We start from the raw sequence: 11,640 nt of genomic DNA, 5'->3' as shown, positions 1-11,640 counted from the left end.
TGGCCTAAGGGTGTGCCCGGCTTTCAAACCCTCCCCCGATGATCAGTCGGAGACTATCTCCTCTTTCGAGGAGGAGTCGAGATACAAGGGTGTGCTACGCGCACCCAGCGATTCCCGCGCAATCGCAACGGTGCGCATAGCACACCCTACGACACAGCCCGCAACGGCTTTCGCAGCGTCTGCCCCAACCACACCCCCAACAACGCCAGCCCACCCCCGACCAGGTGATGCAGCCCCAGCGTTTCCCCCAGCAGCCACATGGCAGCCACGGCCACCATTACCGGCATCAGGTTCATATACAGGCTGGCCCGCGCCGGGCCGAGAGTCTGGATGCCTTTGATCCACAACCACGGCGCGCCAATGGATGCCAGCGTGCCGGCATACAGCACCAGCGGCAGGTTCTCTTCCGTCAGCGGCGAAGGGCCGCTGAGTAAAAACCACGGCGTCAGAAACAGCAGTGCACAGGCGATCTGCACGTAGAGTTGTAGCCAGCGGCTCAGGTCGAAATTCCAGCGCCGCAGCAACACGCCGTACAGCGCATTGGCCATCACCGCCACCAACATCAGCGCATCGCCGGGGCTCAGGTGAAAGTGCAGCAACGCTTGAGGTTGCCCGCCGCTGATCAGCCACAGCACCCCGGCAAACGACACCACCCCGCCCACCAACGCGCCCTGGGTCAGGCGGTCGTCGGTCAGCACACTGGCGAACAGTGATGACAGCAGCGGCGACAGCGCCAGCAGAATGCCCATGTTGGTGGCGGTGGTCGTGCTGGCCGCGTAGTAGGCCAAGCCCTGATACACCAGCATGCCCAGCACGCCGAGGGTCAACAGCTGTGGCAACAGCGCGTGCAGCTGCCGGCGGGCACGCCAGGCACTGGGCAGCATGAATAGCGACAGCAGCGCGAACGCCAGGGTCCAGCGGTAGAAGGTGATGGAGGCCGGCGCAATGCGCCCGGATGACAGCTTGGTCACCAGGGTATTTCCGCTCCAGATCAGCACCGTGACCAAGGGAAACAGATGGTGCCAGCGCTGCTCTTGCGGCTCGCTCATGCTTGGACCTTGAACAGTAGCAACGCGCCGCATACCACTAGAAAAGCGCAGAACAGCGAACGCAGTACCCGTTCAGGCAGCGCATGGGCCATGTGCACGCCCCAGCTGATGCTGAGCAACCCGCCTACCGCCAGTGGAATGCCCATGGCCCAGTTGACGTGGTCGTGCACGGCATAGGTGATAAGGGTAATGCCGGTGGAAGGTGCCGCCAGCGCGAGCGCCAGCCCTTGTGCCACCACCTGGCTGGCGCCGAACAGGCTGGTCAGAAGCGGGGTCGCCACCACTCCGCCACCCACGCCGAACAGTCCCCCGGTAATACCGCTCAGGCTGCCAAGCAACCACAGGCGATTTTCATGACGCAGTTGCGTGCTGCCGGGCGCTTTCTGCCAGTACATCTGCCCGAGGTTGAACAGCACCAGCACCAGCAAAAAACCGACAAAGGCCACCCGCATAATCTGTGGATCAAGGCGCACGGCAAACAGCGAGGTCAGCCAGGCCAGGAAGAAGCTCGGCACAATCAACATCAAAGCGTTGCGCAGCGCCACGCGATTGCGCTGGTTATAACGCCACAACGCCAGCAGCACATTGGGCAACACCATCAGCAGCGCGGTGCCTTGGGCCAGTTGCTGGTCGAGGTTGAACAACACGCCCAGGATTGGGATGGTGACCAGCCCGCCGCCAATACCAAACAGACCACCCAGGGTGCCCATGGCCATACCGAGAACAACGTACATCGCGATATCCAGCACCGCATTCCTCCTTATGCAAAGGTCGGTCGTGCAAAGGGCGCGAGTATAACCAAGCCGCTCAAGCGCGCGGGTTAGACAAAAGCCTTACGTTGGGATCCGAGATTCTGGATCCCCGCCTGCGCGGGGAAGACGGAGCCACTCCGATAAATTGCACCTCCGACTTTCAGGGCGAGCACAGCCCATCAATCGTCCCGCGTCAGCACTTCCAGCAGCTCGATTTCAAACCGCAGATTGGCATTGGCCGGCACCCGCGAACCCATGCCGCGTTCGGCATAGGCCAGGTGCGCGGGCACAAACAATGTGCGTGTGCCGCCCACTTTCATGCCCATCAGGCCTTGGTCCCAGCCCTTGATTACGCGGCCGGTGCCGATCACGCATTGGAAGGGTTTGCCCCGTGCGTACGAGGAATCGAACTCGCTGCCGTCTTCCAGAAAGCCGCGGTAGTGCGTGGTGATCAACGCGCCTTTGACGGCAGCCTTGCCGTCGGCGATTACCACGTCTTTTATCTGCAGGTCTTCGCTCATGGGGTGCTCTGCCCAATCAAAAAAACGCGATTCTACTGCACAAACAATTCGGGCCCGACAGTTGCCTGCCGGGCCCGAGCTGTATCGCCAGCGTGAATCACACAAACGGCTGACGGCCAAAGCCACGCGGTAGCCGGTTGCTCCCCGGCAATGCCGCCAACTGCTCGCGCCAGGCGGTGCGCCAGTCGAGGGAGTTGTGGGTGGCTTTGGCTTTACGGGCTGCACGCCGAGCGGAATTACGTGCCTCTTTGCGCGCGGTTTTGAAGGCCTCGGTGCTGCGGCATGCGCGGCATTTCACACGGGCCAGTTCAGTGCTGGAAGCCAGGTGGCTGTCACGGCCACAGGCCAGGTGCCCAGCGGTTTTGTAGTGAATGGTGGCGGTTGCCATAAGACTTCTCCTTTCAATGAGAACGCCTGGCTCGATGGCCAGGCGTTCTCAAAACAGGACGCAGCGCTTAGAACACCAGAATAAGCAGGATGATGAGTGGGATTGGAACGCCGAGTAACCAGAGCAGAATGGCAGGCATGTTGTTCTCCTTGTTTGCGGGTTCGGTTAGCGGACAGGAACAGTGCGACGGTCGTCGAGGATCACGACGGCATCACGTTGGCGGCCACCATAAATGGCGGTGAAGGCAGCGACGAAAGCACCAATCAGCAGCGCTACAAACATCCACAGGGTGGCGTGGGCGGCAGCTTTTTTGGCAGCGTCGGCAGCGACTTTCAGATCAACCACAGCCTGGTGAGCCTGGCCGTACACTTTGTCTACGCGGGCTTGTGCATCGGCCTGGCTCAGGTCGGTGCGTTGGGCCACCAGCTGCGCAAGGTAGGCACGATCGTCCGGGTTCAGCGCGCCGTTATCGCTCGCCAGGTTACGGGCGAAGATGCGGCCGGCCACGTCATGGGCGGCGTCCGAAGTCACTGGTGCACCACGGTCGTCACGGAACAGGGTGTCGATGAAATAGCTGTCATCGCTGTTATCGGCGACCTGCGCGGTGGCTGGGCTGGTGCTCAGCGTGGCGCCCACTTGGGCGGTGCCGCTAACCAGGCTGCTGACCGAACCGACGACCAATGTGGCAGTAACCAAGGTGGCTACACCCCACGCCAGGAAGCCGTGCGCGGTATCGCGGAAGTACACCTCATCGTTGTGCAGCGTGGTCCAGCGCTTGCGCAAGCGACCGGCCAGATAACCGCCCATGGCGGCTGCAACCAGTTGAGTGAATGCGAGCCAGATAATGGCCGAGATGCCCAGACCTTCCGCACTCAGGCCCTTGTCGGCCCATGGCGAAATAGCGGAGAAACCCAGGCCCGAGCCCAACAACAAGAGGATCAGGGACAATGCCGCGGCAGCGACAGCCCCTGCGAATACTGCCGCCCAGGAAACCCCGGAAGCAGTAGACGATTCATCCAAGGCAGCAACGTAAGCGTCTGAATTGAGCATTATTGTTTTCCTCACCCTGTGAGCTAGATAGCCCCTTTGGTTTTTCCTGGGGCCTATAAAACTTGAGTGTGAGACGCGCCGTTTCGTTCAGGCTTTTTACGCGCAAACCGTTTTGACGGGGCCGTTACCAGTCAAGGGAATGGAACAATTCGGGCACCTGATCGAGCGTAGAAACCGTGGCATCGGGGTGGTAGTCCGGCAGCAATTGGCGCCCGGTGCCTCGGTCTACCCAGACGCAGCGAAAGCCCATGTCGCGCGCTGCGGCGTGGTCCAGATGGGGGCTGGCGCAGATATGCACCACCTCGTCACGGCCGACGCCCAACTGCTCGTGGGCATAGTCGAACAGCCGTGGTGCCGGCTTGTAGGCGCCCGCTTGCTGGGCAGTGATCACCCGGTCGATATGGCCGCCGAGCTGCGCCACATTGCCGGCAATGATGTCGTCGTCGGTGTTGGAGACGATGCACAACTTGAACCCCATCGTTTTAAGACGCGCCAAGGTGTCCACCACCTCGGCAAAAGGCGGCATGGCCGAGATGCTGTCGGCCAGCAGTTCACCGTCGGCCGGGCTGGACGGCAAGCCCAATTGCTCCATGGCCAGGCGCAAACCTTCACGGGTGACCTGGCGGAACGAGCGGTGCGGGGGCGTTTGTTCAAGGGCATGTTCGTGATGGTCATACACCTCGATAAAGCGCTGCGGCTCGATGCCGTGACCTGGACGGTTGCTGAGCATTTTCTGCACAGCGGCAAGCAGGCCTTCGTCCCACTGAATCAAGGTGCCGTAACAATCGAAGGTCAGCCACAAAGGCCGAGGGGTGTAGTCCAGAGACATGGCGCAGCTCCGCAAAAAGGAATGAGCCGGCAGCATAGAAGCGCTATCACATAGTGTTAAATTAAATTAGCCTCTAAACCTTAGTTTCTTTTCAACTATGTAGCACCGAACTATTCAGGTGACCGCCATGCTCGATCTCGAACTGCTCAAGACACTGGTCTGCGTGGTGGACGAAGGCAGCTTTACCCGCGCCGGCGAGCGCGTGCACCGCACGCAGTCCACGGTCAGCCAGCAGGTGCGGCGCCTGGAAGAAAACGTTGGCCATTGCCTGTTGCTGCGCGACCGCAGCGGCAACCAGGTGACGCCCACGGCGCAAGGCGAACTCCTGGCCCATTACGCCCGCCGTTTGCTCGGCCTGGCCCAGGAGGCCGAAGACGCGTTAGCCAGCGACGGCGTGCTGCAGCCACTGCGCCTGGGCGTACCGGAAGACTTTGACGCGCACCGCATGACCGCCCTGCTCGCTGCATTTACCCAGGCAAGGCCCGAGGCGCGGTTGGAAACCGTCAGTGGCATGAGCACTGACCTGCGCCACAAGCTGGCCAGTGGCGAGCTGGATATCGCCTTGCTTAAACGCGAGCCGGGCAGCGGCGAATGCCTGGCCAGCTGGCCGGAACCCCTGGTGTGGGTGAAGGGGCGGCAGGCCGCCTTCGATGACCAGCCCTTGCCCCTGGCGCTATTTCCGCAAGGCTGCCTTTATCGCCAGCGCGCCATCGGCAGCCTGGATAAAGCCAAGCGGCCGTGGCGTATCGCGTTTGGCAGTCACAGCCTGACCGGCATCCAGGCGGCCGTGGCTTCGGGGCTGGGTATTTCGGTGCTGCCGCAGAGCGCCGTATTGGCTGGGCACACCGTTTGTGACGACTTGCCGGCGCTGGCGCCCAGCGAGTTGGCACTGGTTAGCGGCGGCGTGGTCACCGCATTGCAACGGGAATTGCTGGCCTTGCTGCAAGACCAGGTTATGGGCGCTTAAGCATCCGGCAAGGTGCTTGCACCATCGCCCAGGCTGCGCTGCATCAGCACCGTATCCACCCAGCGGCCATGCTTGAAACCCACGGCTTCGAATACGCCCACGGTGCGAAAGCCCATACGCGCATGCAAGGCGATGGACCCGTGGTTTTCGCTATTGCCGATCACCGCCACCATCTGCCGCCGGCCATTGGCGATACAGCGTTCGATCACCTCGGCCAGCAGCGCCTGACCAATGCCCCGCCCGCCCATGCCTTCGCGGACATACACCGAGTCTTCCACCGTATTGCTGTAAGCCGGGCGCGGGCGGTAGAGCGTGGCGTAGCCGTAGCCAACCACCTCGCCGTCCAGCTCGGCTACCAGATACGGCAGGCCGTTGAGCAGCACATCGGCGCGGCGGCGCAGCAGTTCCTCAAGGGTGGGCGGTTGCAGCTCGAAGCTGGCGATGCCGGTCAGTACGTGGTGGGCGTAGATGGCCTGGACGGTCGGCATATCGTCATCGCGGGCATCGCGAATGGTTGGAGCGTTACGCATAAAACAATCCAAACTCCGTTGGCGTTATGTAGAAGCCAGCTTGCTGGCGAACCCCGGAAGAGGCGCTCTTCAGATCAAATGCTTTGCGAGCAAGCTCGCTCCTACGAACGCTTACTCTGGAATGGTCAGGCCTTTGACCACCGCCGGACGCTCAAGGAATTTGGCCAGCACGCGCTGGACCTCGGGGAAACTGTTGATACCCACCAACTCGCCCGCCTCATAAAAACCGATCAGGTTGCGCACCCACGGGAAGGTGGCGATATCGGCAATGCTGTAGGCATCGCCCATGATCCATTCGCGGCCCTTCAAGCGCTGATCCAGCACACCGAGCAGGCGTTTGCTTTCGCCGACGTAACGGTCGCGCGGGCGTTTGTCTTCGTACTCCTTGCCGGCAAATTTGTTGAAGAAACCGAGCTGACCGAACATTGGCCCGATACCACCCATTTGCCACATCAGCCACTGAATAGTCTGGTAACGACCCGCTGCATCTTGAGGAATAAAAGCGCCGGCCTTGTCGGCCAGGTACAACAGAATGGCGCCCGATTCGAACAACATCAGCGGCGCACCGTCGGGGCCGTTGGGGTCGATGATCGCGGGAATCTTGTTATTCGGGTTAAGCGACAGGAACGCGGGCGAAAGCTGGTCGTTCTGGTCGAAGCGGACCTTGTGCGCCTCGTAGGCCAGGCCGGTTTCTTCCAGCAGAATCGATACCTTGACCCCGTTCGGCGTGGGCAGCGAATAAAGCTGAATGCGCTCGGGGTGCTGCGCAGGCCATTTGGCGGTGATCGGGAACGCGGACAAGTCAGACATGCGGGGCTCCTTACAACAGGCAATCAAACGGGAACGTTCAAGGGAAAACGCAGGGTAAAACAGGTGCCGTGGGCGGCGCTTGAAGTCACGCTCAGTTCCCCCTGATGGGCCTTGGCGATATGCGCGCAGATATATAACCCCAGCCCCAACCCTTCACGGGGCTGGTCGCCTTGCCCACGGCTGAACGGCTGAAAAATCAGCGGCAACATCTCGGCTGCGATGCTGGGACCGTCATTGCGCACACTGAGCACGACGTCGTCGGCCTGCACCGCCATGTGCACCTCGATGGCGGCCAGCGGATCGCCGTGGGTCATGGCGTTGGCCAACAGGTTGGTCAGCAATTGGCCGATGCGCGCCCGGTCGCAACTCACGACACACGGCAAATCGATGGCGTAGCGGATAGGAGCGCCACGTTTGGCGGCCTGCGATTCGGCCACCACTTGTTCCAGCCAGGGCACCAAGGTGTTCGGCGCCTGAGGGGTGCGATCAATACCCTCGCCCAACTGGCCACGGGCGAAATCCATTACATCGGCAATCAGGTCGCCCATGCGCGCGGCGCTGCTCTGGATCAAACCGGCCAGGCGGCGCGCCGACTCATCCAGGGGCTTCTGTTCCAGCAGATCCGCAGCCAGGCGCACGGCGTTCAAGGGCGTGCGCAGGTCGTGGCCAAGTACTGCAATGAACTGCTCGCGCAACAAAGCGGTTTCCCGCTCGCTGTGCAACGCACGGTCGGCGTCTTGCAGGCGCTGATGCAAATCGAGGTTGCTGGCAATCAGCTGCGCCAAAAGGCCGAGGGTCTGGCCGACAACCTGTTCATCGAACGTGCTGGGGTTGGGGTCCAGCGCACAGAGCGTGCCGTAGAACTCACCGTTGGCGCGCATGATGGGAATCGACACATAACTTTCAAAGCCGTATTGCCGGGGCGTGTGGTGGGTGGAGAACACCGGGTGCTGGCTGGCATGGCCAAAGATCACCGGCTGATGGTGCTGGCGAATCTCGTTGCAGATGGTCGACTCCAGCACCAGCTCGTCGCCCGGGCGCAGGCCGAAGTCGATCAGATCGTGCACGGCGCACGCCATCCAGTGACTGTCGGTAACCCGCGCCACAGCGGCAAACCGCAGGCCCGTGGTGCGAATCACCACTTGGAGAATCTCCGGCACCGCGTTGATTGCCGCAATGGCGTCGATTTCTGCTTGTTTATCGATGTCCGCCATATCCTCTCCCGGCATCAAATCGCTGCGCAGCTTAAGCCTTTCACACGTTATTCGCCTCTGCGTTCTGCGGCGCCCCGACGAGGCGAAACACCAAGGCCTTCAACCCACCATGTTCATGCACATCGGCGAACTCCGGCGGGTTGGCCAGGCGTTGTTCGAAGCGCAGCACCGGCGCGTTCTCGGCCATGCCGGCCAAGAGAAAGTCTGGGCCGATATGGGGATCGTTGACGCAGGCCAGCACCTGCCCATCGGGGTTGAGCAGGTCCGGCAGGCGGCGCAGGATCTTGGCGTAGTCCTGGGTCAGGACAAAGCTGCCTTTCTGGAAGGTGGGCGGGTCGATGATGATCAGGTCATAGGGCGCATAGCGTTTCACCGCGCTCCAGGACTTGAACAGTTCATGGCCCAGAAAACTCACCCGGCTGAGGTCTTGCTGATTGAGGCGGTGGTTATCGCGGCCGCGGTTGAGCGCGCCTTTGGCCATATCCAGGTTTACCACCTGCGTGGCGCCACCGGCAATGGCGGCCACCGAAAACCCGCAGGTGTAGGCGAACAGGTTGAGCACTCGCTTGCCTTCGGCTTGCTCGCGCACCCACCGCCGGCCATAGCGCATGTCGAGAAACAGCCCGGTGTTCTGCTTCTGCCCCAGGTCTAGCTGAAACCGCAGGCCGTCTTCACTGATAAACCATTCGCTATGGGCCTGCCCCACAATCCATTCGGCACGGCTACTCTGATTAGCAGGGCCGGGATTAACAGGGCTGGGATTAGCAGCGCCGGTATTCGCAGGCTGGGCCGGGTTAAGGCCGGGAGTCGTTGCGTCGCCTTCTCTGTATCGATGCTGTAACAGCAGGCTGTGCGCCTGCGCACGCTGCCATTCGGGGGTCTGTGCCAAGGTCACGAGCAGGGTCTTGAGCGCGTGTAATTCAGCCTCGAGGGGTTGGCGAAACAGGCACACCAGTACCACGCCCTGCAGCCAGTCCACGGTGATTTCTTCCAGCCCCGGCCAGCGCAACCCACGGCCATGGAACAGTCGCCTGGCATGGCCAAGCTTGCCCGCCAGTTCGGTGAGCAGGTGCTGATGAAGGGAGGCAAGGGCTTGGCTGTGCATAACGGCTTATCGCTGATCGGGAATCGCGCAGTGTAAACGCAAAGCCGCAGCGGCTCATGTTCGCGCGGTATTTGACGATAACCAGCTGTATGCGGGTAGCGCAGGCAGAGCCGGCGACTGTTCTCGCTCACAACAACGAGGTGTTCTGCCATGCTCTTACGCCGCTTGAAGATCGCGCCACGGGCCATCTTCAGTTTTTCTCTGGTTGCTCTGCTAGTGGTGCTGCTTGGGCTGTTCGCCCTGAGCAAGATGAAAGACATCCGTGCCACCACGGTCGACCTCAATGAAAACAGCATGCCCAGCTATGCGGCGCTCGGCACCATCAACGAAAAAATGCTGCGCCTGCGCATCATCGCGTTCCGCTTTATCGTGGAGCGCGAAGGTAACCAGTTGCAGGCCGTGATCAACCGCGAAAACGAACTGGTCGCTCAGTTGCATCAGGCCCAGGCCACGTACGAGCCGCTGATAAGCCCGGGGGCTGAGACTGAACAGTACAAGTCGTTCAAAGCACTGCTCGAAAAATACTATGACGCCAACGCCAAGCTCGCCCAATTGTCCACTGAAGGCAAAGTGGATGAGATGAAGGCGTTTCTGGCCGGCGAATACAAAACCTATTCCGATGGCCTGGGCAGCGAGTTGGAAAAGCTGATGGAGATCAACCGCCAGCAGGCTGCGAGCGAGGCCAAGCATTCGGAAGCCTCCTATGACGCCGCCGTGATGGTGGTGGTGGCTTTTATGCTTATTGCCGCTGCCCTGACCGGGATTCTCGCCGTGCTGCTGACCCGCAGTATCGTCAATCCGCTGAACGAAGCGATGGCAGCTGCCGCTACCGTAGCCAAGGGCGATCTGACCGGGCGCATTGTCATCAACGGCATCGACGAACCCGCGCTGCTGCTCGGCTCGCTGCATGCCATGCAGCAAAGCCTGAAGGACACCATTCATCACATTGCCCAGTCTTCCGACCAGCTTGCCTCAGCAGCCGAAGAACTCAACGCGGTAACCGAAGACTCCAGCCGCGGCCTGCACCAGCAAAACACCGAAATCGAACAGGCCGCCACGGCGGTCAATGAAATGACCACGGCTGTCGATGAAGTGGCGCGCAATGCGGTAGCCACCTCCGAAGCATCCAACGCCTCGGATCGCACCGCGCGGCTGGGCCAGGACCAGGTGAATAAAACCGTCAACTCGATCAGTGACCTGGCAGGCGATGTGTCCAGCACGGCCGAACATGTAGAGCAGTTAGCCACCAAGGTGCGCGACATCAGCAAGGTGCTCGACGTGATTCGCTCCATCGCCGAGCAGACCAACCTGCTGGCCCTCAACGCCGCCATCGAAGCGGCGCGCGCTGGTGATGCCGGCCGTGGCTTTGCAGTGGTCGCCGATGAGGTGCGCGCCCTGGCTCATCGCACGCAGCAGTCGACGCAGGAAATCGAGCAGATGATCAGCGGCATTCAGCAGGGCACCGACCAGGCCATGAACGCCATGCAAAGCAGCACGCACCGCGCCAACAGTACCCTGGAACTTGCCCGCGCGGCGGGCGCTGCGCTGGCAGAAATTACCGAAGCCATCAGCCATATCAGCGAGCGCAATCTAGTGATCGCCAGCGCCTCGGAAGAGCAGGCCCAGGTGGCCCGCGAGGTAGACCGTAACCTGGTGAACATTCGCGACCTGGCCCAGCAAACCTCGGCCGGCGCCCATGAAACCAGCGCCGCTAGCCAGGATTTGTCGCGCCTGGCCGTGGACCTCAACACCCTGGTGAACCGCTTTACCCTCTAACCAGGCCGCAATCAACGGCCTACACAATCACTTCGCGTGCCGTGTCCCACAGTGCGGCGCGCGCATCGTAGCCGTTCAAACCGCCGTTGATTCGCCGGGTTATCGATTTGAAATCGCCTGCATCAGCCAGCTCGTTTAGGCCATGCACAACCCAGAACCAGGCAGCGGTCAGGCACGCGTATCGCGGCTGCTCCAACAACTCGGGTTGCGCCTCCAGGTCGACCTTCAACGCTGCCCCCGCCTGTTGATAGTTGGTTCGCCCGGTGAGCTGGATAAGGCCACGCCCACGAAACCGCCAACCATCCCCCGACTCGGGCCCACCGTTGCCCAGACGATTGGCATAAACGCAGTTGGCAATGGCCTCAGGGTGCCCGCCCAATTGCAGCGCCAGAGCGTTGGGCTTGCCGTCGGCCGTACAAAAGCGATTTGGCCATAATGCAGCCAGTCGCTCGGCGCTGTGGTTCAAAACTTCGACCAGATGACCGAAGCGCGCACTCTCAAAACCAACCTGCGCGATAAACGCGGCGACGCGGGCTGGCGTGTTGATGGCATAGGCCTGCATGGCCGTATTCAGCTCAGCGACAAACGCATCGACTACGGCCGGCCCCTTGGGAAATATCTGCGCAAGTTGCTGTTCGTTAATCAACAT

At 61.3% G+C, this 11,640-nt stretch carries 13 protein-coding genes and 1 pseudogene; 3 read left to right on the top strand and 11 right to left on the bottom strand.

What is annotated here, in order from left to right:
* Nucleotides 1-146: 146 nt before the first annotated feature.
* The 6 genes from PKE98_RS26280 to PKE98_RS26255 all read right to left on the bottom strand — a co-directional run bounded on the left by PKE98_RS26280 (nt 147) and on the right by PKE98_RS26255 (nt 4,589).
* Nucleotides 147-1,049: a DMT family transporter gene (locus PKE98_RS26280; protein ID WP_271198441.1), complete on the bottom strand. Its 903-nt coding sequence runs from the start codon at nt 1,047-1,049 to the stop codon at nt 147-149.
* Nucleotides 1,046-1,798, bottom strand: a complete 753-nt coding sequence (locus PKE98_RS26275; protein WP_271198440.1) for a sulfite exporter TauE/SafE family protein — start codon at nt 1,796-1,798, stop codon at nt 1,046-1,048. The genes PKE98_RS26280 and PKE98_RS26275 overlap by 4 nt, the downstream gene beginning before the upstream one ends.
* A 182-nt stretch (nt 1,799-1,980) precedes the next feature.
* Complete coding sequence (locus PKE98_RS26270; RefSeq protein WP_271198439.1) at nt 1,981-2,322, bottom strand: FKBP-type peptidyl-prolyl cis-trans isomerase; 342 nt, start codon at nt 2,320-2,322, stop codon at nt 1,981-1,983.
* A 97-nt stretch (nt 2,323-2,419) separates the two neighbouring features.
* Complete coding sequence (locus PKE98_RS26265; RefSeq protein ID WP_271198438.1) at nt 2,420-2,710, bottom strand: hypothetical protein; 291 nt, start codon at nt 2,708-2,710, stop codon at nt 2,420-2,422.
* A gap of 165 nt (nt 2,711-2,875) precedes the next feature.
* A complete protein-coding gene (locus PKE98_RS26260) occupies nt 2,876-3,760 on the bottom strand; it encodes a hypothetical protein (RefSeq protein ID WP_271198437.1) in 885 nt (294 codons plus the stop codon).
* Between the two features lie 124 nt (nt 3,761-3,884).
* Entirely contained in the window at nt 3,885-4,589 is a 705-nt protein-coding gene (locus tag PKE98_RS26255; RefSeq protein WP_271198436.1) for a haloacid dehalogenase type II, read from the bottom strand.
* 127 nt (nt 4,590-4,716) lie between these two features.
* On the opposite strand from PKE98_RS26255, the gene PKE98_RS26250 reads away from it, so the two are divergent.
* A complete protein-coding gene (locus tag PKE98_RS26250; protein WP_271198435.1) occupies nt 4,717-5,556 on the top strand; it encodes a LysR family transcriptional regulator in 840 nt (279 codons plus the stop codon).
* Here the strand turns inward: PKE98_RS26250 and PKE98_RS26245 are convergent.
* The 4 genes from PKE98_RS26245 to PKE98_RS26230 form a co-directional block, all read right to left on the bottom strand.
* On the bottom strand, nt 5,553-6,086 hold the full coding sequence (locus PKE98_RS26245; protein WP_271198434.1) for a GNAT family N-acetyltransferase: 534 nt from the start codon (nt 6,084-6,086) through the stop codon (nt 5,553-5,555). The genes PKE98_RS26250 and PKE98_RS26245 overlap by 4 nt on opposite strands.
* Before the next feature lie 111 nt (nt 6,087-6,197).
* Nucleotides 6,198-6,896, bottom strand: a complete 699-nt coding sequence (locus PKE98_RS26240; RefSeq protein WP_271198433.1) for a glutathione S-transferase N-terminal domain-containing protein — start codon at nt 6,894-6,896, stop codon at nt 6,198-6,200.
* A gap of 23 nt (nt 6,897-6,919) precedes the next feature.
* A complete protein-coding gene (locus PKE98_RS26235; RefSeq protein ID WP_271198432.1) occupies nt 6,920-8,110 on the bottom strand; it encodes a GAF domain-containing sensor histidine kinase in 1,191 nt (396 codons plus the stop codon).
* Between the two features lie 40 nt (nt 8,111-8,150).
* Entirely contained in the window at nt 8,151-9,215 is a 1,065-nt protein-coding gene (locus PKE98_RS26230; RefSeq protein WP_271198431.1) for a class I SAM-dependent methyltransferase, read from the bottom strand.
* A 150-nt stretch (nt 9,216-9,365) separates the two neighbouring features.
* Here PKE98_RS26230 and PKE98_RS27340 point away from each other — a divergent pair.
* Together PKE98_RS27340 and PKE98_RS27335 are read left to right on the top strand one after the other, a co-directional pair.
* A pseudogene (locus PKE98_RS27340) lies at nt 9,366-10,133 on the top strand (MCP four helix bundle domain-containing protein); the annotation flags it as partial.
* Complete coding sequence (locus PKE98_RS27335) at nt 10,128-10,991, top strand: methyl-accepting chemotaxis protein (protein ID WP_445009285.1); 864 nt, start codon at nt 10,128-10,130, stop codon at nt 10,989-10,991. The pseudogene PKE98_RS27340 and the gene PKE98_RS27335, both read left to right, overlap by 6 nt.
* Before the next feature lie 19 nt (nt 10,992-11,010).
* Here the strand turns inward: PKE98_RS27335 and PKE98_RS26220 are convergent, their stop codons facing one another.
* Nucleotides 11,011-11,640, bottom strand: coding sequence for a glycoside hydrolase family 19 protein (locus tag PKE98_RS26220; protein WP_271198429.1), 630 nt, complete (start codon nt 11,638-11,640; stop codon nt 11,011-11,013).

This window comes from Pseudomonas turukhanskensis (genome assembly GCF_027922365.1).
GTDB classification, from domain to species: domain Bacteria; phylum Pseudomonadota; class Gammaproteobacteria; order Pseudomonadales; family Pseudomonadaceae; genus Aquipseudomonas; species Aquipseudomonas turukhanskensis.
This window is presented reverse-complemented; position numbering and strand designations above follow the sequence as displayed.